Origin of the sequence: Aeromonas sp. ASNIH5, from assembly GCF_002902865.1 — a bacterium.
In the GTDB taxonomy this organism is placed as follows: Bacteria; Pseudomonadota; Gammaproteobacteria; order Enterobacterales; family Aeromonadaceae; genus Aeromonas; species Aeromonas caviae.
Genome location: NZ_CP026122.1, coordinates 1,435,677 through 1,459,072, shown reverse-complemented (window position 1 = coordinate 1,459,072; position 23,396 = coordinate 1,435,677). Strand labels below are relative to the sequence as shown.

20 protein-coding genes are annotated in these 23,396 nt (G+C 61.2%); 10 read left to right on the top strand and 10 right to left on the bottom strand.

The genetic code is table 11. The features are described 5' to 3' along the window. The first annotated feature begins 229 nt into the window (after positions 1-229). From aspS to C2U30_RS06410, 3 genes are all read left to right on the top strand, one after another. Entirely contained in the window at positions 230-1,996 is a 1,767-nt protein-coding gene (gene aspS, locus C2U30_RS06425) for an aspartate--tRNA ligase (protein ID WP_045525291.1), read from the top strand. A 100-nt stretch (positions 1,997-2,096) separates the two neighbouring features. Next, on the top strand, positions 2,097-2,837 hold the full coding sequence (locus C2U30_RS06420) for a YebC/PmpR family DNA-binding transcriptional regulator (protein WP_010674094.1): 741 nt from the start codon (positions 2,097-2,099) through the stop codon (positions 2,835-2,837). A gap of 585 nt (positions 2,838-3,422) precedes the next feature. Then, on the top strand, positions 3,423-5,048 hold the full coding sequence (locus C2U30_RS06410) for a phosphoethanolamine transferase (protein ID WP_103243440.1): 1,626 nt from the start codon (positions 3,423-3,425) through the stop codon (positions 5,046-5,048). Between the two features lie 193 nt (positions 5,049-5,241). Here C2U30_RS06410 and nagC read toward each other — a convergent pair whose 3' ends face one another. From nagC to nagB, 3 genes are read right to left on the bottom strand one after another with little or no spacing between them, the layout of a single operon-like run. Then, positions 5,242-6,456: a DNA-binding transcriptional regulator NagC gene (gene nagC, locus C2U30_RS06405; RefSeq protein WP_010674096.1), complete on the bottom strand. Its 1,215-nt coding sequence runs from the start codon at positions 6,454-6,456 to the stop codon at positions 5,242-5,244. Between the two features lie 4 nt (positions 6,457-6,460). Next, the gene (gene nagA / locus C2U30_RS06400; protein WP_039039842.1) at positions 6,461-7,606 is read right to left on the bottom strand and encodes an N-acetylglucosamine-6-phosphate deacetylase; all 1,146 of its coding nucleotides are present in this window, start codon (positions 7,604-7,606) and stop codon (positions 6,461-6,463) included. A 9-nt stretch (positions 7,607-7,615) separates the two neighbouring features. After that, a complete protein-coding gene (nagB, locus tag C2U30_RS06395) occupies positions 7,616-8,416 on the bottom strand; it encodes a glucosamine-6-phosphate deaminase (RefSeq protein WP_010674098.1) in 801 nt (266 codons plus the stop codon). A gap of 272 nt (positions 8,417-8,688) precedes the next feature. Between nagB and nagE the strand changes: the two genes are divergently transcribed. From nagE to glnS, 3 genes are all read left to right on the top strand, one after another. Then, positions 8,689-10,143 (top strand): N-acetylglucosamine-specific PTS transporter subunit IIBC, encoded by a 1,455-nt coding sequence (gene nagE / locus C2U30_RS06390; RefSeq protein ID WP_039039841.1) that lies wholly within the window; start codon positions 8,689-8,691, stop codon positions 10,141-10,143. Between the two features lie 122 nt (positions 10,144-10,265). Then, the gene (locus C2U30_RS06385) at positions 10,266-12,929 is read left to right on the top strand and encodes a beta-N-acetylhexosaminidase (protein WP_103243439.1); all 2,664 of its coding nucleotides are present in this window, start codon (positions 10,266-10,268) and stop codon (positions 12,927-12,929) included. A gap of 342 nt (positions 12,930-13,271) precedes the next feature. After that, positions 13,272-14,933 (top strand): glutamine--tRNA ligase, encoded by a 1,662-nt coding sequence (gene glnS / locus C2U30_RS06380; protein ID WP_103243438.1) that lies wholly within the window; start codon positions 13,272-13,274, stop codon positions 14,931-14,933. 99 nt (positions 14,934-15,032) lie between these two features. Here glnS and fur read toward each other — a convergent pair whose 3' ends face one another. Beyond that, complete coding sequence (fur, locus tag C2U30_RS06375; protein ID WP_010674102.1) at positions 15,033-15,461, bottom strand: ferric iron uptake transcriptional regulator; 429 nt, start codon at positions 15,459-15,461, stop codon at positions 15,033-15,035. Between the two features lie 231 nt (positions 15,462-15,692). On the opposite strand from fur, the gene C2U30_RS06370 reads away from it, so the two are divergent. Then, complete coding sequence (locus C2U30_RS06370; RefSeq protein ID WP_010674103.1) at positions 15,693-16,166, top strand: DUF4442 domain-containing protein; 474 nt, start codon at positions 15,693-15,695, stop codon at positions 16,164-16,166. Between the two features lie 68 nt (positions 16,167-16,234). On the opposite strand, the gene fldA is transcribed toward C2U30_RS06370, so the two are convergent. Genes fldA through C2U30_RS06350 form a run of 4 tightly spaced genes read right to left on the bottom strand, consistent with a single transcriptional unit; the run spans position 16,235 to position 18,158 of the window. Further along, positions 16,235-16,759, bottom strand: coding sequence for a flavodoxin FldA (fldA, locus tag C2U30_RS06365; protein WP_010674104.1), 525 nt, complete (start codon positions 16,757-16,759; stop codon positions 16,235-16,237). 40 nt (positions 16,760-16,799) lie between these two features. Next, positions 16,800-17,096, bottom strand: coding sequence for a LexA regulated protein (gene ybfE / locus C2U30_RS06360; RefSeq protein WP_005325670.1), 297 nt, complete (start codon positions 17,094-17,096; stop codon positions 16,800-16,802). A gap of 20 nt (positions 17,097-17,116) precedes the next feature. Beyond that, on the bottom strand, positions 17,117-17,338 hold the full coding sequence (locus C2U30_RS06355; RefSeq protein ID WP_010674106.1) for a DUF2788 domain-containing protein: 222 nt from the start codon (positions 17,336-17,338) through the stop codon (positions 17,117-17,119). Between the two features lie 55 nt (positions 17,339-17,393). Continuing rightward, positions 17,394-18,158, bottom strand: a complete 765-nt coding sequence (locus C2U30_RS06350; protein WP_103243437.1) for an alpha/beta fold hydrolase — start codon at positions 18,156-18,158, stop codon at positions 17,394-17,396. A 291-nt stretch (positions 18,159-18,449) separates the two neighbouring features. Between C2U30_RS06350 and seqA the strand changes: the two genes are divergently transcribed. Both seqA and pgm read left to right on the top strand, forming a co-directional pair. After that, the gene (gene seqA, locus C2U30_RS06345; RefSeq protein WP_010674108.1) at positions 18,450-18,959 is read left to right on the top strand and encodes a replication initiation negative regulator SeqA; all 510 of its coding nucleotides are present in this window, start codon (positions 18,450-18,452) and stop codon (positions 18,957-18,959) included. Between the two features lie 53 nt (positions 18,960-19,012). Further along, positions 19,013-20,662 (top strand): phosphoglucomutase (alpha-D-glucose-1,6-bisphosphate-dependent), encoded by a 1,650-nt coding sequence (pgm, locus tag C2U30_RS06340; RefSeq protein ID WP_010674109.1) that lies wholly within the window; start codon positions 19,013-19,015, stop codon positions 20,660-20,662. Positions 20,663-20,735: 73 nt separating this feature from the next. Here pgm and C2U30_RS06335 read toward each other — a convergent pair whose 3' ends face one another. Then, positions 20,736-21,617: a DMT family transporter gene (locus C2U30_RS06335; protein ID WP_103243436.1), complete on the bottom strand. Its 882-nt coding sequence runs from the start codon at positions 21,615-21,617 to the stop codon at positions 20,736-20,738. A 94-nt stretch (positions 21,618-21,711) separates the two neighbouring features. On the opposite strand from C2U30_RS06335, the gene C2U30_RS06330 reads away from it, so the two are divergent. Continuing rightward, entirely contained in the window at positions 21,712-22,194 is a 483-nt protein-coding gene (locus tag C2U30_RS06330; RefSeq protein WP_103243435.1) for a MarR family winged helix-turn-helix transcriptional regulator, read from the top strand. Between the two features lie 45 nt (positions 22,195-22,239). Here C2U30_RS06330 and mltB read toward each other — a convergent pair whose 3' ends face one another. Continuing rightward, positions 22,240-23,337 (bottom strand): lytic murein transglycosylase B, encoded by a 1,098-nt coding sequence (mltB, locus tag C2U30_RS06325; protein ID WP_041212714.1) that lies wholly within the window; start codon positions 23,335-23,337, stop codon positions 22,240-22,242. Positions 23,338-23,396: the final 59 nt, after the last annotated feature.

Genomic DNA, 23,396 nt, shown 5'->3' with positions numbered 1-23,396 from the left:
AGACAACGACGCCAGCCGATACCCCGGCGCCCACTCGTCATCCCGGTCGGGAGCGGGGGCATGCCTGGGACGGCGGCAAGAATCCGGCTCGGGGAGCCGGATGACCCGAGACAGATTTCAAACCGGGCAAGAAGCAGGATCTGGCCAGCTGTGAGACAGACGGTGCTTGCCAGTCGTGCCCGGCGACCCAGGATGAACCGTCTCTCTACCATTTCGAAGGAAGAAGTCCATGCGCTCTATCTATTGCGGACAGGTCAATGAGGCCCATGCCGGGCAGACCATTACATTGTGCGGTTGGGTCCATCGTCGTCGTGATCTCGGCGGCCTCATCTTTATCGACATGCGCGACCGCGAGGGCATCGTGCAGGTGTTCTTCGATCCGGACAAGCCGGACGCCTTTGCCCTGGCCTCCGAGCTGCGCGGCGAGTTCTGCATCCAGGTGACCGGCGTGGTGCGTACCCGCCCCGACTCCCAGCGCAACAGCGACATGGCCACCGGTGCCATCGAGGTGTTCGCCCACGAGCTGACCATCATCAACCGTGCCGAGCCGCTGCCCCTTGACTTCAACCAGGTCAACAGCGAAGAGGTGAGCCTCAAGTACCGCTACCTGGACCTGCGTCGTCCCGAGATGGCCAAGTACCTGAAGACCCGTGCCAAGGCCAGTGCCTTCGTGCGCCGCTTCATGGACGAGCACGGCTTCCTCGACATCGAGACCCCGATGCTGACCAAGGCGACCCCGGAAGGGGCCCGTGACTACCTGGTGCCGAGCCGCGTGCACAAGGGCAAGTTCTACGCCCTGCCGCAGTCCCCCCAGCTGTTCAAGCAGTTGCTGATGATGTCCGGCTTCGACCGCTACTACCAGATCGTCAAGTGCTTCCGCGACGAAGACCTGCGTGCCGACCGCCAGCCGGAATTCACCCAGATCGACGTGGAGACCTCCTTCATGACCGCGCCCCAGGTGCGTGAAATCATGGAAGAGATGATCCGCAAGCTCTGGCTGCACATCCTGAACGTGGACCTGGGTGACTTCCCCATCATGACCTTCGACGAAGCCATGCGCCGCTTCGGCTCCGACAAGCCGGACCTGCGCCTGCCGATGGAGCTGGTGGACGTGGCAGATCTCTTGACCGAGGTGGAGTTCGCCGTGTTCGCCGGTCCTGCCAAGGATCCGAAAGGCCGTGTGGCGGCCCTGAAGGTACCGGGCGGCGCGGAGCTGTCTCGCAAGCAGATCGACGAGTACACCAAGTTCGTCGGCATCTACGGTGCCAAGGGCCTGGCCTGGATGAAGGTCAACGAAGCCGGGAGCGGCCTCGAAGGGGTGCAGTCCCCGGTGGCCAAGTTCCTCTCTGACGCCATCGTGCGCGAGATCCTGGCCCGCACCGGCGCGATGGATGGCGACATCATCTTCTTCGGCGCCGACTCCAAGAAAGTGGTGTGCGATGCCATGGGCGCCCTGCGCCTGAAGGTGGGCCGCGATCTGGGTCTGGTGGAGAACGTCTGGAAGCCCCTGTGGGTCATCGACTTCCCCATGTTCGAAGAAGATGGCGAAGGCGGCCTGGCGGCCATGCACCACCCCTTCACCGCCCCGAGCAACCTGGGCCCGGCCGAGCTGAAAGCGAACCCGGTGGGCGCTTACGCCAACGCCTACGACATGGTGATCAACGGTTACGAAGTGGGTGGCGGCTCTGTGCGTATCCACAACAGCGAGATGCAGTCCACCGTGTTCGACATCCTGGGGATCACCCCGGACGAGCAGCGCCTGAAGTTCGGCTTCCTGCTGGATGCCCTGAAATACGGCACCCCGCCCCACGCCGGCCTGGCCTTCGGTCTGGACCGCCTCAGCATGCTGCTGACCGGCACCGACAACATCCGGGATGTCATCGCCTTCCCGAAAACCACGGCGGCCGCCTGTCTGATGACAGACGCCCCGAGCTTTGCCAACCCGGCCCAACTGGGCGAGCTGGCGATTGCGACCACCGTCAAGGGTGACGAATAAGCCGTTATCGGCAACAAAGGCCGCAGCGATGCGGCCTTTCCCGTTTCCCCCTGGGCGCAACCAGTGTTACTGAAATTTCCAACTATAACGGAGAGTCCCTATGGCAGGTCACAGTAAATGGGCCAACATCAAACACCGCAAGGCGGCGCAAGACGCCAAGCGCGGCAAGATCTTCACCAAGCTGATCCGCGAAATCACCACCTCCGCGCGTCTGGGTGATGCCGATCCTGCCAACAACCCCCGCCTGCGTGCAGCGGTGGCGGCAGCCCTGACCAGCAACATGACCCGCGACACCATCAACCGCGCCATCGCCCGTGGGGCCGGCGGCGGTGACGGCGAGCAGCTCGAGACCATCGTGTACGAAGGGTACGGCCCGGCCGGTTCCGCCGTCATGGTGGAGTGCCTGACCGACAACCGCAACCGTACCGTGGCCGAAGTGCGTCACGCCTTCAGCAAGTGCGGCGGCAACCTGGGGACCGACGGCTCCGTGGCCTATCTGTTCACCAAGAAGGGGGTGCTGACCTTCGTGGGCGCCGATGAAGACGCTCTGATGGACGCCGCGCTGGAAGCCGGTGCCGACGACGTGGTGACCGAAGAAGATGGCACCATCGAGGTCTACACCACCCCGAACGACTTCGGCACCGTGCTGGACGGTCTGGAAGCCGCCGGCTTCAAGCCCGAGAGCGCCGAAGTGACCATGATCCCCTCCACCGAGGCGGAACTGGATGCCGAGACCGCGCCCAAGCTGATGCGCCTCATCGACATGCTGGAAGATCTGGACGACGTGCAGGAGGTGTACCACAACGGCTCCATCTCCGACGAGATCGCCGCGACCCTGTGATCCCCCAGGGCAAGGGGAGGGCGACCACAACGGTCCTCTTCCCCGGCTCCGACGAGATTGCCGCGACCCTGTGATCCCCCAGAGCAAAGGGGAGGGCGATCACAACGGTCCTCTCCCCCTGCTCCGACGAGATTGCCGCGACCCTGTGATCCCTCAGGGCAAAGGGGAGGGCGACCACAACGGTCCTCTTCCCTGGCTCCGATGAGATCGCCGCGACCCTGTGATCCCCCAGGGCAAGGGGAGGGCGACCACAACGGTCCTCTTCCCCGGCTCCGACGAGATTGCCGCGACCCTGTCATTGTCTCTCGTGACCCTGTTCAGGTTCGCGAACACACAGGTGCGACACCTTGTTCACCTTCGCAAAAACGGCAGCCCGGGCTGCCGTTTTTTATGTTGCCAGACCGAGCACCTCCCCTTGTGGTTCGATTTCCTCTCTTAATGTTCGCTTAAGTTTGCCGTCCTAGGATGACCCCGTATCTGGACCTCCCTGGCTCTTGTCCTGTTTTTCCAGGGCCGAGCGCCGGGATGGTCACCACGAAGCCTGCTGGCAGGTTGTTAGTTCCACTGGTTTGTCGGAGTCTCTCTATGCGTCTCACTCTGGGAGTGATGAAGGTCAATCTGTTGCTGGTGCTGCTGTTTGCACTGGTCTTCAACTGGCCCATTTTCCTGCACTTTTATCGCATTCTCAGCGCCCTTGAACACGTCAAGGCGGGGTTTGTCCTCTCCATTCCCCTGGTACTGGTGGCGGCCCTCAACGCGGTGTTCCTGCCCTTTACCTTCCGTTATCTGCTCAAGCCCTTTTTCGCCTTGCTCATCCTGACCGGCTCCCTGGTCAGCTACGCCATGCTCAAGTACGGGGTGATCTTCGACATGGGCATGATGCAGAACATCATCGAGACCAACAGCGGGGAGGCGGGCTCCTACCTCAACGGCTCCGTGGTGCTCTGGTTCCTGCTGACCGGCCTGCTGCCGGTGCTGGTTCTGTTGTGGGTGAAGATTGAGTATCCCCGTCCCTGGTACAAGGGGCTGGGTCTGCGCCTCGGTTCCATCGCCCTCTCCTTGCTGTTTCTGATGGGGGCTGCCGCCCTCTATTACCAGGATTACGCCTCGGTCGGGCGCAACAACAAGTCCCTCGGCAAGGAGATAGTGCCCGCCAACTATGTGCACGGGCTCTACAAGTACGCCCGGGATGTGGTCTTCGCCACTCCCATTCCCTACCAGCAGATCGGCACCGATGCCAGGGTGATCGGCCAGCATGAGAAGCCGACCCTGATGTTCCTGGTGGTGGGGGAGACGGCCCGCAGCCAGAACTACTCCCTCAACGGCTACAAGAAGGAGACCAACGGCTTCACCGAGAAGGAGGCCAATGTCGTCTCGTTCAGGAACGTGCGCTCCTGCGGCACCGCCACTGCGCTCTCCGTGCCCTGCATGTTCTCGAACATGACCCGGCGTGGCTATGACGAGGCCAGGGCCCAGTCCCAGGATGGCTTGCTGGACGTGCTGCAACATGCCGGGATCTCGGTGCTCTGGAAGGAAAACGACGGCGGCTGCAAGGGGGTGTGCAAAAACGTCCCCACCATCGAGATTGAGCCCAAGGCATTCCCCGCATACTGCTCCGGCAATGCCTGTCATGACGAGGTGCTGTTGCAGGGGCTGGATCAGCAGATCGCCGACATGCAGGGCAAGCAGGGCAGCAAGCTGGTGGCCTTCCACCTGATGGGCAGCCACGGTCCGACCTACTATCGCCGCTACCCGGCCGCCGATCGTGTCTTCCTGCCGGACTGCCCGCGCAGCGACATCGAGAACTGCAGCAACGAAGAGCTGGTGAACACCTATGACAACACCATCCGCTACACCGACAAGGTGCTGGCCCAGCTCATCGACAAGCTCAAGAGCCTGGAGAGCCAGTACAACGTGGGGCTGGTCTATCTGTCGGATCACGGCGAATCCCTCGGCGCCATGGGGCTCTATCTGCACGGCACCCCCTACAAGTTCGCACCGGACGATCAGACCCGGGTGCCGTTCCTGACCTGGTTCTCTCCCCAGTTGCAGGCGGACCGTCAGCTCAATCTGGATTGCCTGCAACAGGAGGCAGCCAGCAAGCGCTTCTCCCACGACAACCTGTTCCACTCCATGCTCGGCATCATGGATGTGCAGACCCAGGTCTATGACGGCAAGCTGGATCTGTTCAAACCGTGCCGGGCGGGGTAAATGGGCCCGAGCGGTTGAGCGGCACGACGACCTGTTGCCCCGCACCATGCTCGGCATCATGGACGTGCAGACCCAGGTGTATGACGGCAAGCTGGATCTCTTCAAACCGTGCCGGGCGGGGTGAACCGGCGAAAACAGACCATAAAAAAACGGCAGCCACCGGCTGCCGTTTTCGTATCCGAAGGGGTAGGCCTTACTTTTGCTCCATGATGATCTGCAACAGATCCCCTTCCAGCAGGGAGCGCTTGACCAGGGCGAAGCCGCCGATGGTGGGCTGGTTCTGGAAGCGCGCCTTCACGATGGGCAGGCCGCGATGGAAACTTGGCAGAGACTGGTGCTCGACACAGCGGCGGATGGCCGGGATCAGGATCTCTTCGGCGGCGGTGATTTCACCGGCGATGAGCACCTTCTGGGGGTTGAACAGGTTGACCGTGATGGCGATGGCGCGCCCCAGGTGCTCCCCCACGTTCTCGATCACGCTGCGGGCCAGCTCGTCACCGGCCACCGCCGCCTTGCACACCTCCTGGATGGTGATGTGCTTCTCTTGCAGCGAACTCAGGTGACCCCGGCTGATGAGCTCCTTCACCTTGTCGACGATGGCCTCGTTGGAGGCGATGGTCTCGAGGCAGCCGAAGTTGCCGCAGTGGCAGCGCTTGCCAAGGGGTTCGACCTGGATGTGGCCTATTTCGCCGACGTTGCGGTTCTGGCCGAGAAACACCTTGCCCTTGGTGATGATGCCAGAGCCCGTCCCCTGGTGGACACTCACCAGGATGGAGTCCATGCAGTCGCGGGACTCGCCGAAGAAGTGTTCGGCCAGCGCCAGCGAACGGGTGTCGTTGCCCACGTAGCAGGGGAGGTTGAAGTGGTGCTCCAGGAGCTTGGCGAGCCCCAGGTTGCGGATCTGGTAGGTGGGGGTGTAGATGACCATGCCGGATTCGGGGTTGACCAGACCCGGCATGGTCAGCGCGATGCTGATGAGGTTGCGGCTGCGATCCTGATTGGCGTCGATGAAGGCGCCAATCTCCCGCAGCAGCATGTCCACCACGGGTTGCTGCTCGATCTCGGTCACCTGGGTGATGTGCTGATCGAGCTCCTTGCCGTCGAGGTCATACAGGGAGAGCTGCAGGTAGCCGCGACCCAGCTTGGCGGACACAAACTGGAAGCGATGCTTGATGGTGGTCAGGGAGATGGCGCGGCGCCCGCCAGTGGAGGCTTGCGGCGAGGTTTCCCTGATGAGACCGTGCTCGATCAGTTGCCGGGTTATCTTGGTCACGCTGGCCGGGGCCAGCTGACTCAACTCGGCAATTTTGACCCGCGAGATGGGCCCCTGCAGGTCAATGAGGCGATAGACGACCGCACTGTTTACCTGCTTGATAAGATCTACGTTTGCTATTTGTCCGCCAGTCATAGTGTCACTGTGTTGTGTAGTGTCCGTTAACCACGGTCCCGCAGACCGCGAAGGCCTGATCAAAGACGGTGAGGTTGGCAATTTTTCCGACCTGGATACTACCGAGACGCGAGTCCCATCCAATGGCGCGAGCGGGGTAAAGGGTGGCCATTCTCAGTGCTTCGTCGAGCGGCAATCCGACCTGTTTGACCAGATTTTCCACCCCTTCGATCATGGTGAGGGCGGAGCCGCCGAGTGTACCATTCTCATCGACGCACTGACCATCGCGGAAATAGACGGTTGCGCCGCAAAAATCAAATTTCTCAAAGCCTTCCGGTGCACCTGCCGCCGCGGTGGCATCGGTGACCAGCACCAGCCGCTCCCCCAGCATCCTGTGCGCCAGGCGCACGTTGGCCCAGTGTACGTGGTGGCCGTCGACGATGATGCCCGCATAGACATCCTTGCGATCGTAGATGGCACCGACCACGCCGGGCTCGCGACCGTTCAGGGTCGGAGTCATGGCGTTGTAGAGGTGGGTGGCAAAGCGCATGCCGTTGTCAAAGCCCGCCATGGCCTGGTCGTAGTTGGCGGCGGTGTGGCCGGCGGAGACCAGGATGCCGGCTTCCACCAGACGGCGGATGTGTTCGGGCTTGTTGCGCTCGGGTGCCAGGGTGATCTTGGCGATGGCGTCCGCGTTGTCGCAGAAGAAGTCGATCATCTCGTCGGCGGGCTGGCGGATCTGTTCGGCCGGGTGGATCCCCTTGCGCTTGAGGTTGGTGTAGGGCCCTTCCAGATGGACGCCAAGCACCTCGTTGGGGTGGGCGGCCATGTAGTCGCGGGTGACGGCGACGGCCTGCTTCATGTCCGCATCCGGGCTGGTGATCAGGGTCGGCAGGAAGCTGGTGGTCCCGGATTTCAGGTTGGCCGCCTGCATGGTGGCCAGGGTGTCCGTGGTGATGTGACCGTTGAACATGACGCCACCGCAGCCGTTGAGCTGGACGTCGATGAAGCCGGCGCTGAGGTTGGCGCCCTGGAGGTCAATCTGCTCGATGCCGGCTGGCAGTTCTGCCTGGCGGGAGATGGCGACAATCTTGTCGCCATCGATGACCACGCCATAACCGGTCAGCACGCAGCTGCCGGTGTAGAGAGTGCAATTAGTCAGAGCGTACATGGGAGCTCCTCAGAGGTGCTTGATGTTGTCGGCTTCCAGTTGCTGGAAGTAGCGCACCGTCTTGACCTTCAACTCCATGGTGGAAGGTTCGTCGCACACCACAATCCCTTTCGGATGCAGTTGCAGGGTGGAGATGGTCCACATGTGGTTGACGCTGCCCTCCACGGTGGCCTGCAGGGCCTGGGCCTTGGCGTGACCGACCACCAGGATCAGGATCTCTTCGGCGTCCATCAGGGTGCCGACACCCACGGTCAGGGCCAGCTTGGGCACCTGCTCCATGTCGCCGCCAAAGAAGCGGGAGTTGGCGATGCGGGTGTCTTCGGTCAGGGTCTTGACCCGGGTACGGGAAGCCAGGGAAGAGGCCGGTTCGTTGAAGGCGATGTGGCCGTCATTGCCGACGCCGCCCATGAACAGGTGGATCTTGCCGTAGGACTTGATCTTGTCTTCGTAACGCTGGCACTCGGCCACCAGATCCTCGGCGTTGCCATTGAGGATGTTGATGTTTTCCGGGCGAATGTCAACGTGATTGAAGAAGTTGTTGTGCATGAAGCTGTGGTAGCTCTCCGGATGTTCCTTGGGCAGCCCCACATACTCGTCCATGTTGAAGGTGACCACGTTCTGGAAGCTCACCTCGCCGGCTTTATGCAGCTCAATCAGGCGCTTGTAGGTGTTGAGCGGGGTGCCGCCAGTGGGCAGACCCAGCACGAAGGGGCGCTCGGCAGTGGGTTTGAACGCATTGATGCGGTCAACGATGTAACGGGCAGACCAGAGACCCACCTGGCTGGCAGACTTCAACGGGATCAGGCGCATTCTATATACCTCAGTACGGTTGCCGCACAGGGAGTGACGGCAAGGGACCAGACACGGATTCAAGTTGTTTTATAGCGTAAATAAAGATTGCGAACTAAGCCACATCTATCGGCTACCTTTATCTCTGTTGAGTGATAATGATCACGAAAGCTGGTTTATTAATTTGCGCAGCGAAATAAAACACATAGACTGCCAATCAAGCCTTGATGGCTTATGCGTCGAACGTGATAAGCACTTAATTTCTAGAAAAACACCAACTAAGGAGAGGAACCGTGAACATTCTCGGTTATTTACAAAAGATCGGCCGTGCCCTGATGGTGCCGGTAGCGGTATTGCCTGCCGCCGCGATCCTGATGGGGATTGGCTACTGGATTGACCCGAACGGTTGGGGTGGCGGAAGCCCTCTGGCTGCGTTTCTGATCAAGGCGGGCGCCGCCATCATCGACAGTATGCCCATTCTGTTCGCCGTCGGCGTCGCTTACGGCATGTCCAAGGATAAAGACGGTTCCGCCGCGCTGGCCGGTCTGGTCGGCTTCCTGGTGGTCACCACTCTGCTGAGCCCGGGCGCCGTGGCCCAGATCAAGGGTATCCCGGCCGACCAGGTGCCGGCAGCCTTTGCCAAGATCAGCAACCAGTTCGTCGGCATCCTGTGTGGTGTCATCGCCGCCGAGCTCTACAACCGTTTCAGCAGCGTGGAGCTGCACAAGGCGCTGGCCTTCTTCTCCGGTCGTCGTCTGGTGCCGATCGTGACCTCCGTGGTGATGATCGTCGTCTCCTTCATCCTGATGGCCGTCTGGCCGGTCATCTACGGTGGCCTGGTGAGCTTCGGTGAATCCATCGTCAGCATGGGCTCCACCGGTGCCGGCATCTATGCCTTCTTCAACCGTCTGCTGATCCCGGTTGGTCTGCACCACGCCCTGAACTCCGTGTTCTGGTTCGACGTGGCCGGCATCAACGACATCCCGAACTTCCTGGGTGGCCAATCCTCCATCGACGCCGGCAAGGCTGTCGTGGGCGTGACCGGCATGTACCAGGCCGGCTTCTTCCCCATCATGATGTTCGGTCTGCCGGGTGCCGCACTGGCCATCTACCACAGCGCGAAGAAAGAGAACAAAGAGAAGGTTGCGTCCATCATGATCGCTGCCGCCTTTGCCGCCTTCTTCACCGGGGTGACCGAGCCGCTCGAGTTCTCCTTCATGTTCGTGGCGCCGGTACTGTACGTCATCCACGCCCTGCTGACCGGTATCTCCGTGTTCATCGCAGCCTCCATGCACTGGATCGCCGGTTTCGGCTTCAGCGCCGGTCTGGTGGATATGGTGCTCTCCAGCCGCAACCCGCTGGCGACCCAGTGGTACATGCTGCTGGTACAGGGTCTGGTCTTCTTCGGCCTCTACTACGTGGTCTTCCGCGCCGTGATCGCCAAGTTCAACCTGAAAACCCCGGGTCGTGAAGATGACGAAGCCGTGCCGGTACAGGCTCAAACCACCGACCGCACCGAGCTGGCCAAGCAGTATCTGGAAGTGCTGGGTGGTCAGGAGAACCTGGTGACCATCGATGCCTGCATCACCCGTCTGCGTCTGACCCTGAAAGACCGCAGCATCGTTGACGAGCGCAAGCTCAAAGCTCTGGGCGCGGCCGGTGTGGTCAAGCTCGGTGAGCAGAACCTGCAGGTGATTCTGGGCCCATTGGCCGAGATCATCGCCGGTGAGATGAAAGCCCTGCGTTAATCGAGCGACTCGCTCACCTCAAGTCTAAGTCCATTGTTGACATAACTAAGGGCCCCGCCTCGGGGCCCCATATAAAAAAAGCCAAGAAAATCCAACCTTTACTTCAAATGAGAGCAGCAGTTATGAACTTGAAACATTCTCTGTTAGCCATTGCCATGTCTACCGTTTTCGCCGGTCCCGCACTTGCAGCTGATGCTGCCAGGCAAGCGGTGGTCGACGCCCTCGCCAGCAACCTCGTCGTCAAGTACGAAGTCGTCACCAATGACGGTGCCGGCGCCGGTCTTGACTGCCAGGCGCTGGGCTCCGAGTGGGCAAGCTGCGGCGTTGCCAAGCTGCACCTGACCAATACCGGGGCCGACGTCACCTCCAAGGACTGGAGCATCTATGTCTCCTCCATCCGCCGCATCCAGCGGGTGGACAACGACCAGTTCACCATCACCCACCTGACCGGCGACCTCTATCGTTTGACGCCGACCGAGAAGTTCCAGGGCTTTGCCAAGGACGCCACGGTCGAGGTGCCCCTGGTGGTGGAATACTGGGTATTGTTCGAATCTGACATCATGCCGAACTGGTATGTTGCCAGTGAAGGGGCCGAGCCGAAAGTGCTGGCCAGCATGAGCAACATCGACGATGCCAGCACCTACGAGAAGCCGATGCCGGCCGATGGCTGGAAGCGCACCAAGGATGACAACAACATCCTGATGAACAGCGAGACCCGTTTCGCCGCCAACCAGACCAGTACCCTGCTGCCTGCCGGCAAGATTGACGACCGCATCCTGCCAAGCCCGATGAAGCAGGTGGTCAAGGCCGGCCCGCAAGTCGACTTCTCCACCATCAAGCTCAATGCCCTTGACCTGCCGAGCGATCGCGCCGAGGCCCTGAAGGCGCAACTGACCAAGCTGGGTGTTACCCTCTCCGACACCGGCTACCCGGTCACCATCAAGCTCGGCAGCAAGCTCAAGCAGGCCGAAGGCTACGACATGACCATCGGCCAGAAGGGCACCGTCATTCAGGGGCACGACGTTGACGGCGCCTTCTGGGGCGCCCAGTCCCTGATCTCCCTGCTGGGGGTTGACGACAAGCTGGTGAGCCAGATGAGCGTCGAGGATGCGCCACGCTTTGAATACCGCGGCATGCAGACCGACGTGGCCCGTCACTTCAGAAGCCCGGAGACCATGAAGAAGCTGGTTGACCAGATGTCCGCCATGAAGCTCAACGTGCTGCACCTGGGGCTGACCAACGATGAAGGCTGGCGTCTGGAGATCCCGGGCCTGCCGGAGCTGACCGACGTCGGCAGCCAGCGTTGCCATGACGAGTCCGAAACCAAGTGCCTGATGCCGCAGCTTGGCTCCGGCCCCACCAGCGACAACCAGGGCTCCGGTTTCTACAGCAAGGCGGACTACATCGACCTGGTACGCTATGCCAAGGCCCGCGGTGTGACCGTGATCCCCGAGATCAACATGCCGGCCCACGCCCGTGCCGCCGTGGTCTCCATGGAGGCACGCTACAAGCGTCTGATGAGCGAGGGCAAAGAAGCCGAGGCCAACCAGTTCCGTCTGACTGACCCGGCCGATACCTCCAACGTCACCTCGGTGCAGTTCTACGACAAGATGTCCTTCATCAACCCCTGCCAGCCGGGTGCCGCCACCTTCGTTGCCAAGGTGATGGACGAAGTGGCCCAGATGCACCAGGCCGCCGGCCAGCCGCTGACCGCCTGGCACTACGGTGGTGACGAGGCGAAGAACATCATGCAGGGCGGTGGTTACCAGGATCCGGCCGTCACCAAGAAAGAAGATCTGGTGGCCTGGAAGGGCAACGTCGACTCCAGCAAGCAGGACAAGCCGTTCGGCAAGTCCCCCATGTGCCAGAAGATGATCGACGATGGCAAGATCAAGGACGTGGCCGAGCTGCCGGTCTACTTTGCCAAGGAAGTGAGCGAGATGGTCAAGGGCCACGGCTTCTCCACCCTGCAGGCGTGGGAAGACGGTCTGAAGTACGCCAACAGCGCCAAGGACTTCGCCACCGACAACACCCGTGTCAACTTCTGGGAAACCCTCTACTGGGGTGGCTTCAACGAAGCGATGAAGTGGGCGCACAAGGGTTACGAAGTGGTCCTGTCCAACCCGGATTACCTCTACTTCGACTTCCCGAACGAGGTACACCCGGCCGAGCGCGGCTACTACTGGGCAACCCGCTTCAACGACACCCGCAAGGTGTTCGCCTTCGCCCCGGAAAACCTGCCGCAGAACGCCGAGACCTCGGTTGACCGCGACGGCAACGCCTTCGTGGCCAAGGGTGACCAGGATCCGGTCAAGTTCAAGGGGATCTCCGGTCAGCAGTGGAGTGAAACCGTGCGCACCGATGCCCAGTACGAATACATGGTCTATCCGCGCATCTTCTCCGTGGCCGAGCGCGCCTGGCACAAGGGCGGCTTCGAGCTCGATTACGTGAAGGGTCGCGAGTTCTCCGGCACCACCAAGCATGTCAACAAGGCAACCCTGAACAAGGAGTGGAACCAGTTTGCCAACGTGCTGGGTCAGCGCGTGCTGCCGAAACTGGACCAGGCCGGGGTGGAATATCGCCTCTCCGTACCGGGTGCCAAGGTGGTGAACGGTGTGCTGGAAGCGAACGTGGATCTGCCGGGTCTGCCCATCCAGTACAGCCTGGACGGCAAGAGCTGGAGCGCCTACGACGCTGCCGCCAAGCCGACCGTGGATGGCAAGGTCTACCTGCGTACCACCAGCTTCGATGGCAAGCGCACCAGCCGCGTCACCGAGCTGAACTGATAGCTAGCCTTCAATCCATAACGCAAGGTGGGTCGCAAGACCCGCCTTTCCCAAGGGCGATGGCCATCGGGCTTGGGAAAGGTTGACTCTGCGTGTGAACCTTTGTTGTGTGTGTTTTGTCTGTTTTTCATCACTTGAGACCCCGCCCCGTGCGGGGCTTTTTTTGACCAGGATCTCTGCAATTTCTCCCGTTTCGCCGTTTTTGGTGCGCCAATGACCCGAATTGGCCAAATTCAGGTTGAGGCAGGGCGCGTAATGAGGGATCATACCCGGCTTGACGGCGGGGGTATGAGGGTGCCAGCCGGCACAACGTCCGCCAGTGACGCATTTTTGAGGTGAGCCATGAGTCAGGCGAACAGCCCAACTAACTTTATTCGTCAGATCATTGATGAAGATCTGGCCAGCGGTAAGCACAGCAGCGTGCATACCCGTTTCCCGCCGGAGCCGAACGGTTATCTCCATATCGGCCACGCCAAATCCATCTGCCTGAACTTCGGCATCGCCCGCGACTATCAGGGTCAGTGCAACCTGCGTTTCGATGACACCAACCCGGCGAAGGAAGACATCGAGTTCGTGGAGTCCATCAAGCAGGACGTCCAGTGGCTGGGCTTCCAGTGGAGCGGCGAGATCTGCTACTCCTCCGACTATTTCCACAAGCTGCACGGCTACGCCATCGAGCTCATCGAGAAGGGACTGGCCTATGTGGACGAGCTCTCCCCGGAGCAGATGCGCGAATACCGCGGCACCCTGACTGCCCCTGGCAAGAACAGCCCGTTCCGCGATCGTTCGGTGGCCGAGAACCTGGCCCTGTTCGCCAAGATGAAAAACGGTGAGATGGCCGAAGGCTCCGCCTGCCTGCGCGCCAAGATCGACATGGCATCCCCCTTCATGGTGATGCGCGATCCCGTCATCTATCGCATCAAGTTTGCCCACCACCACCAGACCGGTGACGAGTGGTGCATCTACCCGATGTATGACTTCACCCACTGCATCTCGGACGCCCTGGAGGGGATCACCCACTCCCTGTGTACCCTGGAGTTCCAGGACAACCGTCGCCTGTATGACTGGGTGCTGGACAACATCAGCATCGACTGTCACCCCCGTCAGTACGAGTTCTCCCGTCTGAACCTCGAATACACCGTCATGTCCAAGCGCAAGCTGAACCTGCTGGTGACCGAGGGGCACGTGAACGGCTGGGATGATCCGCGCATGCTGACCGTCTCCGGTCTGCGCCGCCGTGGTTACACCCCGGCCTCCATCCGCGAGTTCTGCAAGCGCATCGGTGTGACCAAGCAGGACAACATCGTTGAGATGAGCATGCTGGAAGCCTGCATCCGCGACGATCTCAACGAGAACGCCCCGCGCGCCATGGCCGTGCTGCACCCGGTGAAGGTGGTGATCGAGAACCTGGCGGCCGACGAGGTGCTGACGGCGCCTGCGCACCCGAACAAGCCGGAGATGGGGACCCGTGAGCTGCATTTCTCCCGCGAAATCTTCATCGACGAAGCGGACTTCAAAGAGGAAGCCAACAAGCAGTTCAAGCGGCTGGTGCTGGGCAAGGAAGTGCGCCTGCGCAACGCCTACGTCATCAAGGCCGAACGGGTCGAGAAGGATGAGGACGGCAAGGTCACCTGCATCTACTGCTCTTACGACCCCGAGACCCTGGGCAAGGATCCGGCGGACGGCCGCAAGGTGAAAGGGGTGATCCACTGGGTCAGCGCCACTCACTCCCTGCCGGCCGAAGTGCGTCTCTACGACCGTCTGTTCAAGGTGCCGAACCCGGGCGCCGAGGATGACTTCGAAGCGGCTCTGAATCCGGAATCCCTGGTGATCATCGAAGGGGCCCGGGTGGAAGCTTCCCTGAAGGATGCCAAGCCGGAGTTTGCCTACCAGTTCGAGCGTGAAGGTTACTTCTGCGCCGACAACAAGCTCTCCAGCGCCGAGCGCCTGGTGTTCAACCGCACCGTGGCCCTGCGTGACGTCTGGGGCAAGGCCGAGGTCTGATAGAAGAGGGCAGGGGAAACCCTGCCGCTTCTGGTCCGGATTGCGGACACAAAAAAGCCAGCATGATGCTGGCTTTTTTATTGCGCTGACCCGGCCGAATCAATCGTCGTGCTTGCAGTCACCGTTGGCGCAGTGGCCATACAGGTAGAGGCTGTGGTTGGTCAGGCGGATGTTGTGCGCCTTGGCGATGTCGCGCTGTCGCTGTTCGATCACCTCGTCGGAGAACTCGATCACCTTGCCGCAGTCGAGGCAGACCAGGTGGTCGTGGTGCTCCTGGGTGGCCAGCTCGAACACCGACTTGCCCCCTTCGAAGTGGTGGCGGGTGACGATACCGGCATCATCAAACTGGTTGAGAACGCGATAAACGGTAGCGAGACCAATCTCCTCGCCCTGATCGATCAGCCGTTTGTACAGATCTTCCGCACTGGTGTGCTGGCAGTCCGGCTGTTGCAGGATTTCCAGGATCTTGACACGGGGCAAGGTGATCTTGAGCCCGGCCTTTTTTAACGCTTGGTTGTTGTCTGCCATTTCTATTTATTCGCATTCTCGAAGGTGTGGTTATTCTGATTGACTGCCGCTGTAATGGCAACCACGAACTCGCTTGGCCTGTCATTATAGGTCGTAGCCAAGTTAAAAATAAACCCAGCAATTCAAGGGCTTTAGCTCATCAAGCCCGTCATGGGAATATTCAGGCCCGCTTGCTCGACCAGAGAATGTTGATACTATGTGACTTCTTTATAGTCTGGTCGGATGAGATCCATGGATTGGCTTTTCGGCAATGCCGCCTGGGTGCGCTGCGCCCTCAACGCCTGGCCCCCCTTCTGGGGTGCAGGCATCAAGATAGAAACCCTGAGCCCCGATTTTCGCTTCTGCCGGGTCACTCTCAAGTCCCGCTGGTGGAACAAGAATGCCAACCGGACCCAGTTCGGTGGCAGCATGTTCGCCATGACGGATCCCATCTACCCGTTGATGCTGATGGGCTATTTCAAGAACCGCTACTACGTGTGGGACAAGGCGGGCAGCATCAATTTCATCAAGCCGGGCAAGGGCAAACTGGTGGCGGAGTTCACCCTGAGCGACGCCAAGCTGGCATCGATCGTGGCGGCGACCGAGGGGGGGGAGAAGCACTTTCCCGAGTTCGAGGTGCAGGTGCAGGATGGCCAGGGCGAGCTGGTGGCCCAGGTGAAGCGCACCCTCTATGTCAGATCCAAGCCCCAGCACAGGGGTGGCTGAAAGCCTGCTGCAGATGCAACAAGGGCCCCGTCGGGGCCCTTGTTGCATGAAGAGGGAGGGAGATCAGATCACTCCAGCTCGCCCAGGCACATCTCTTCGTGCAGCTGTTTGCACCAGCCCTTGACGCGCTCGGCAGTCAGCTCGGGTTGGCGATCTTCGTCGATGCCCAGGCCCACGAAGTGCTTGTCATCCACCAGCGCCTTGGAGGCTTCGAACTCGTAGCTCGCGGTCGGCCAGTGGCCGATGATGATGGCGCCCTTGGCTTCGACGATGTCACGCAGGGTGCCCATGGCGTCGAGGAAGTACTCGGCATAGTCTTCCTGATCGCCGCATCCGAAGATGGCCACCAGCTTGTTGTTGAAGTCGATCTCTTCGAGTTCGGGGAAGAAGTCGTCCCAATCGGCCTGGGCTTCGCCGTAGTACCAAGTCGGGATGCCGAACATCAGCAGATCGAAGCTGTCGATGTCGGCCTTGCTGCTCTTGGCAATGTCACGGACTTCAATCAGTTGTTTGCCCAGTTCTTTCTGGATCATCTTGGCGACAGCTTCGGTATTACCGGTATCGCTGCCGAAAAACAGACCTACACTAGCCATAGTGTTTCGTTACCCGTATCTGGTGTTGATGCTTGACGGTTCAGATTGCGATGCCTGCTGCATGAGCAGACTCGATCTGTTGCTTCAGGATAGATTGGATCAGCTCGGCTCGGCTGACGTTCTGTTGCAGCGCAAGTTGGTTCAGGCGCTCCAGCAACTCGGCTTCCACCTTTAACTCGACCCGTTTCAGCCCGTTCTCACGATCGCGCTTGAGCTGGTTGCGCTTGTTGATCTTGAGCTGGGTCTCGCGGGGGAGTGGATTGGTCTTTGGCCTGCCGGGGCGCTTCTCAGTTGCGAACAGATCCAGTGTTGTTCGATCAGTTTGCTGTTTGGCCATACATCACAGATGAAAAGTAGTTAGCCGATCCCTGAGCCTTCCCAGCCCATTTCGATCAGCCCCTTGGCGACAAAACCCGCGCAACCCAGAAACAGCACCAGCCAGACGATGAAGCGGCCGAAGCGGGGCACATTGCCCCGTTTGAGCACGTCCTGAATGGCCAGACCAATCAGCAGGAAGATGGCCACGAAGAACAGTTTCAGGCCCAGACTCTCGATGAGATCGATGTGTTCACTCAGCATGGATTGCGCGCACTCCTTAAGACGGGCGCACTATATCACAAAGGATTTGAAACTGTTAACCGCCTGTCGACAGGAAATCCACAACCAGTTTGTTGAACAAAACCGGCTTTTCCGCGTGCAGCCAGTGACCCGTGCCGGCGATGACGCGGGCCTTGGCGGCCGGGAACTGGGCCATCGCGGCTCCGGTGTATTCGGGCAGCATATAGTCGGAGTCGCCCCCCTTGATGAAGAGTGTCGCGCCTTCGAAGCGGCGTTCATCGTCGGGCCAGCCCATGATGTTGGCGTAGTTGCGCTCAAGGGCCGGCACGTTGAAACGCCACCCCCATCCAGACTCCCCTTTGGCGAAGGATTTGAGCAGGAACTGGCGCACCCCGGCGATCTCGATGTGCTCGGCCAGCATGGCTTCCGCCTCGCTGCGGCTCTGGGGGGGCGTGGCCAGCGTGGCATTGAGCCCGGCAAACACGTTCTTGTGGCGGGCGTGGGGATAGGCCACCGGGGCGATGTCCGCCACTACCAGCTTGCTGACCCTGTGAGGGGCCTGCTTGGCGACCTGCATGGCGACCTTGCCCCCCATGGAGTGACCCACCAGGGCCACCTGTTCAAGTCCAAGATGGTCCAGCAGGGCCAGGATGTCCTCCGCCTGGGCCGGGTAGCTCATCTCGTCCGAGTGAAAGGAGGCGCCGTGATTGCGCAGATCGACGCTGATGACCCGGTATTGTTCGCTGAGGGGGCGCGCCAGCAGGCCGAGGTTGTCCAGGCTGCCAAAGAGGCCATGGATCAGCACGACAGTCGGGCCTTCGCCCTGTTCCTTGAAGTTCAATCGTGGGTATTGTTGCAAAATGACACCTTATCGGTCGTGGGCTCTATCGCCATAATTTTTAACACACTGAAAGAAAAGGATTTCATTCCTGATGGGGGGATTTTTTGTGGTTTTTTTTTCAAAAATATCTCCCCGGGATCGGCTATCAGTGCGGGGGATCACACACTTGGCCTGTCATTATGCCGTATTCTCAAGGAGATTCATGCACATCTGTCCGCCCCTTGCTTGGGCTGCCGGGTCTGCCTATGTATAATCGCCGCATCCGAATTTCGACGAGTCCAGCGCATCCCTATGAAAACCATCGAGCTTGATGACGATCTCTACTTCTTTATCGCGAGCCAGACCCGGCACATCGGCGAGAGTGCGTCCGATATCCTGCGTCGCCTGCTGGAGCAACCCGCCCAGGCTGGCACGGCAACCGTGGCGGCCGCGCCTGCGATGCAACCGCAACCAGTGGCCGATGCCATGGGGCTGGAGGCACTGCTGGATTCCGGCGAGCTTCAGAAAGAAGAGAAGTCCATCAACCGCTTCATGCTGGTATTGAGCACCCTCTATCGGGACAACCCGGAAGGCTTCACCCAGGCGACCGAGATAAAAGGGCGCAAGCGCGTCTATTTCTCCCGTGACCCGGAAGCGCTGCGTGCCAGTGGCAGCACCACCAAGCCCAAGCCGGTACCGGAGACCCCGTTCTGGGTGATCACCAATACCAATACCAGCCGCAAGCAGAACATGGTGGCTCAGCTCATGAACAGCATGGGTTATGACGAGGATCTGACGGCTCGGGTGTGCGGCGCCGTTTAACCCATCAATGACTTCAGGCCTTGCCGGGCAAGGCTCAGCTCAAGGAAAACGCCATGGCACAGCATTCCCACGCCGGTCAGCCGGCTCGTCTTTGCGATCTGACCAACATTCCCCGTCTGGTCAGCGCCTACTACCTCAACAAGCCGGACATGAGCCGCCCTGAGCAGCGGGTCGCCTTCGGCACCTCCGGTCACCGCGGCAGCGCCCTGCACAGCGCCTTTACCGAATCCCATATTCTGGCGGTGACCCAGGCGCTGGTGGAGTACCGCCAGCAGGCCGGTATCACGGGGCCGCTGTTCGTCGGCATGGATACCCATGCCCTGTCTGAATCCGCCTTTGCCAGCGCGGTGGAAGTGCTGGCGGCCAACGGTGTCGAGACCCGCATTCAGGCCGGCCTCGGCTTCACGCCGACCCCGGTCATCTCCCATGCCATCCTGCGCCACAACGCAGGCAAACCCGTGGCGCAGGCGGACGGCGTGGTGATCACCCCGTCCCACAACCCGCCGGAAGATGGTGGCTTCAAATACAACCCGCCCCACGGCGGTCCTGCCGAAGGCGAGATCACCAAGTGGGTGGAAGACCGCGCCAACGCGATCCTGGAAGCGGGCCTGGCCGGCGTGAAGCGGATGCCGTTTGCCGAGGCCCTCAAGAGCCCGTTCGTGGTGGAACACGACTATGTCACCCCTTATGTGGATGATCTCGAAAACGTGCTGGATCTGGCCGCCATCAAGCAGGCTGGCATCAAGATCGGCGTGGATCCGCTGGGTGGCTCCGGCGTCGCCTACTGGGACGTCATCGCCAGGCGCTACGGTCTGGACATCGAGGTGGTGAACTACAAGGTCGACCCGACCTTCTCCTTCATGACCCTGGACAAAGACGGCAAGATCCGGATGGACTGTTCCAGCCCGTTCGCCATGGCGAGCCTGATTGCTCTGAAAGACAAGTTCGACATCGCCCTTGGCAATGACCCTGACTACGACCGTCACGGCATCGTCACCAAGGCGGGCCTGATGAATCCGAACCACTATCTGGCGGTGGCCATCCAGTATCTGTTCACCCACAGAACCGGCTGGCCCAAGGGGGCGGCCGTCGGCAAGACGCTGGTCTCCTCTTCCATGATCGACCGGGTGGCCGGCGAGATTGGTCGCACCCTCAAAGAGGTGCCGGTCGGCTTCAAGTGGTTCGTGGACGGTCTCTACAGCGGCGAGTTCGGCTTTGGCGGCGAGGAGAGCGCGGGTGCCTCCTTCCTGCGCAAGGACGGTACCGTCTGGACCACCGACAAGGATGGCTTCATCCTGGCGCTGCTGGCGGCCGAGATCCTGGCGGTGACCGGCAAGGATCCCCAGGCCCACTACGATGCGCTCGAAGCCAGATTCGGCCGCTCCAGCTACCGCCGCATCGATGCTCCGGCCAACAGCGCCCAGAAGGCGGTGCTCTCCAAGCTGGATCCGGCCCTGGTGGAAGCCTCCACCCTGGCCGGTGAGCCCATCCTCGCCAAGCTGACCAAGGCGCCTGGCAACGATGCCGCCATCGGCGGCCTGAAAGTGGTGACCGAGAACGGCTGGTTCGCGGCGCGCCCCTCCGGCACCGAGTCCATCTACAAGATCTACATGGAGAGCTTCAAGGGGGAGGCGCACCTGGACCTCATCCAGCAGGAAGCCCAGCAGATCGTCTCCGCCGCCCTGGCCAAGGCAGGCGTTTGACCCTTACGGCAACAACCCATGTGAAAGAGGAGCCCTGGTGGCTCCTCTTTTTTTGTGTCGGGTTGACTGCGGATCAGCCGTTGTCGACGCTGCCGGTGGCGGCCTTGCGGTTCTGCCAGCGCTTGAGGAAGGAGCGGGCCGGCAGCTTCATCAGGAAGAGAGAGAGCAGGATGATGCCGATGCCGAGCCACTGACGGCCATCCAGGGTTTCTCCCACCATCAGCACACCGCAGGAGACCGCCACCATGGGATTGGTGAGGGCCAGCATCCCCATCACCTCCGGGCCATGGCGTTTGAGTCCCCAGAGCCAGGCCCAGTAGGCCAGGGCCGTGTTGAGGATCACCAGCCAGATAAGCCCGGGAGTGGCGTCAGCCTTGGGCAGGGGCATGGGGCCGGCCAGCCACCAGGCCAGCGGGATCAGCATCAGGCCGCCCAGCAGCAGCTGCCAGGCGGTCAGGGCCAGCAGATCGTCCACCGGCCAGCGTTGCATCCAGCGGCTCGACTGGCCGATGAGCAGGGTGGCGAGCAGGGCGCACGCCACGCCGACGGGATCCAGATTGGCAGAGGGATTGAGCAACAAGAGCACCCCGACGAGCCCCATCACCCCCAGCAACAGCCACTTGAGCGTCGGTCTGACACCGTCTTGCAGCCAGGCCAGCCCCATCAGGATGAGGGGCAGCGTCGCTCCCAACGTACCCGCCACGGCGCCGGGCAGGCGGAACGCCGCCACGAACAGCAGGGCGAAGAAGGCGGTGATGTTGCAAAACGCCAGCAGGAACTGCCTGCTCCAGACGAGAGGCGGTCTGCGGGGATGGAGCAACAGCAGCAGCACCCCGGCGGGGAGGGCGCGCCACACGGCCACCCAGTAGGGGGAGTAGTCGGTCAGGTAGAGACTGACGACGGCATAGGTGCTGCCCCAGAGCAGGGGGGCGAGCAGGGCGATCAGCAGCGGCATGGTTATCTCGTAACAAAGTATCTTTAAGTAAAGATACATTAGCCGCGAGTTGGTTTATTATCAAGTATCTTCATGTAAAGATAATGGAGCCCGAATGGAGAGTGATCATGTAGATCAGCTGCTGGTCCAGTGGGCCCGGCAGCGCCCGGACCTCGACTGCTCCCCCATGGGGGTGCTGGGGCGGGTGGCGCGCATGGCGGCGATCGCCGGGCGCGAAGTGAGCGAGACCCTCAAGGAGTGCGGTCTGCTGGGGTCTGACTTCGATATCCTGGCGACCCTGCGTCGGGCCGGTGAGCCGCTGACTCCGACCGCGCTCTACCAGTCCGCCATGCTGAGTTCAGGGGCCATGACTGCCCGGCTCGACAAGCTGGAGCAGCGTGGCCTGATAAGACGTGAAGCCTCCCCCGATGACAGGCGCAGCCTGCTGGTCTGCCTGACGGAGCCGGGGCGGGAGCTGGTTGACCATGCGGTGGAACAGCACGTGGCGAACGAGCGCCGCCTGCTGGCCCCATTGACCTTGGCCGAACAGGAGCAGCTGGCCGCCCTGCTCAAGCGCTGGTTGCTGGAGAACGAATAGCAAAACGGGCCCATCGGGCCCGTTTTCGTTGGCATTGAGGCTGACTCAGTAGCCGCCTCTGGCATCCCTGACGGCAAGGCCAAGCTGCCATACCGCCATGGCGTAGTGGGTGCTGTGGTTGTAGCGGGTGATGGCGTAGAAGTTCGGCAAGCCGTACCAGTACTGGTAACCGGTGCCGACATCCAGACGCAGCAGGCTCGCCTCTTTGTGATTGCCAAGGGAGCCGGTGGGAGCCAGCCCGGCACCGCGCAGGGTGGCTACCGGGTAGCGGGTCTGGAAGCCGTGCTCATAGCCCGGCAGCTGTCCCTGACCGCGCACCGCCACCGGCTGCCCTTTCTCCCAGCCGTGGGCCTTGAAGTAGTTGGCCACGCTGCCGATGGCATCCACCGGATCCCACAGGTTGGTGTGGCCGTTGCCGTTGAAGTCCACCGCGTAGTTGCGAAAACTCGACGGCATGAACTGGCCGTAGCCCATGGCCCCGGCATAGGAGCCCTTGGGTTCGGTGGGATCCATACCCTCATCCCGGGTCATCACCAGGAAGGCTTCCAGCTCGCCGGTGAAGAAGTCGGCGCGGCGCGGGTAGTCAAATGCCAGGGTCGCCAGGGCGTCGAGAATGCGGGTCTTGCCCATCACCCGACCCCAGCGGGTTTCCACCCCGATGATGCCGACGATGATCTCGGGTGGCACCCCGTAGATCTGCTGCGCCCGGTTGAGTTCACTCTCGTATTCACGCCAGAAGTTGACGCCGTTCTGCACGTTGTCCGGGGTGATGAACTTGGCGCGGTAGCGGTTCCAGGCGCCGGTCGGGCCGGTGGGCGGTCTGGTGGTGGGGGCCTGGGCGTCCATCAGCTTGATGATCCAGTCATAACGCTCGGCCTGGGCCAGTACCCGGTGCAGCTCGGCGCTGTCGAAACCGTGCTTTTGCACCATCCGCTGCACGAAGTTGTCCACGTTGGAACGATTGGCGAAGTCCCCCTTGCTGACCCCGGGCTGGCTCACCTGTCCGTAGAAGGGTTTGCTCGGCGGCGTCTGGTTGATGAAGGCGCTGTTGGGTTGGGGTTTGACCACGGGCTTGGGCGCCGGCGTGCTGCTGCAGCCGTAGATCAGGGGAAACAGGGAGAGGACACAGACAAGGCGACGCATAGGGTTCTCGTGAGCCTGAAAAAGAGTGCCGTCATGGTAAAACATTGGCGTGCAGGCGC

What these genes read in the sequence shown, in the direction of transcription:
- aspS (WP_045525291.1), top strand. Translation starts at nt 230, where the DNA reads ATGCGCTCTATCTATTGCGGACAGGTCAATGAGGCCCATGCCGGGCAG.
- C2U30_RS06420 (WP_010674094.1), top strand. Translation starts at nt 2,097, where the DNA reads ATGGCAGGTCACAGTAAATGGGCCAACATCAAACACCGCAAGGCGGCG.
- C2U30_RS06410 (WP_103243440.1), top strand. Translation starts at nt 3,423, where the DNA reads ATGCGTCTCACTCTGGGAGTGATGAAGGTCAATCTGTTGCTGGTGCTG.
- nagC (WP_010674096.1), bottom strand. Translation starts at nt 6,456, where the DNA reads ATGACTGGCGGACAAATAGCAAACGTAGATCTTATCAAGCAGGTAAAC.
- nagA (WP_039039842.1), bottom strand. Translation starts at nt 7,606, where the DNA reads ATGTACGCTCTGACTAATTGCACTCTCTACACCGGCAGCTGCGTGCTG.
- nagB (WP_010674098.1), bottom strand. Translation starts at nt 8,416, where the DNA reads ATGCGCCTGATCCCGTTGAAGTCTGCCAGCCAGGTGGGTCTCTGGTCT.
- C2U30_RS06385 (WP_103243439.1), top strand. Translation starts at nt 10,266, where the DNA reads ATGAACTTGAAACATTCTCTGTTAGCCATTGCCATGTCTACCGTTTTC.
- glnS (WP_103243438.1), top strand. Translation starts at nt 13,272, where the DNA reads ATGAGTCAGGCGAACAGCCCAACTAACTTTATTCGTCAGATCATTGAT.
- fur (WP_010674102.1), bottom strand. Translation starts at nt 15,461, where the DNA reads ATGGCAGACAACAACCAAGCGTTAAAAAAGGCCGGGCTCAAGATCACC.
- C2U30_RS06370 (WP_010674103.1), top strand. Translation starts at nt 15,693, where the DNA reads ATGGATTGGCTTTTCGGCAATGCCGCCTGGGTGCGCTGCGCCCTCAAC.
- fldA (WP_010674104.1), bottom strand. Translation starts at nt 16,759, where the DNA reads ATGGCTAGTGTAGGTCTGTTTTTCGGCAGCGATACCGGTAATACCGAA.
- ybfE (WP_005325670.1), bottom strand. Translation starts at nt 17,096, where the DNA reads ATGGCCAAACAGCAAACTGATCGAACAACACTGGATCTGTTCGCAACT.
- C2U30_RS06355 (WP_010674106.1), bottom strand. Translation starts at nt 17,338, where the DNA reads ATGCTGAGTGAACACATCGATCTCATCGAGAGTCTGGGCCTGAAACTG.
- seqA (WP_010674108.1), top strand. Translation starts at nt 18,450, where the DNA reads ATGAAAACCATCGAGCTTGATGACGATCTCTACTTCTTTATCGCGAGC.
- pgm (WP_010674109.1), top strand. Translation starts at nt 19,013, where the DNA reads ATGGCACAGCATTCCCACGCCGGTCAGCCGGCTCGTCTTTGCGATCTG.
- C2U30_RS06335 (WP_103243436.1), bottom strand. Translation starts at nt 21,617, where the DNA reads ATGCCGCTGCTGATCGCCCTGCTCGCCCCCCTGCTCTGGGGCAGCACC.
- C2U30_RS06330 (WP_103243435.1), top strand. Translation starts at nt 21,712, where the DNA reads ATGGAGAGTGATCATGTAGATCAGCTGCTGGTCCAGTGGGCCCGGCAG.
- mltB (WP_041212714.1), bottom strand. Translation starts at nt 23,337, where the DNA reads ATGCGTCGCCTTGTCTGTGTCCTCTCCCTGTTTCCCCTGATCTACGGC.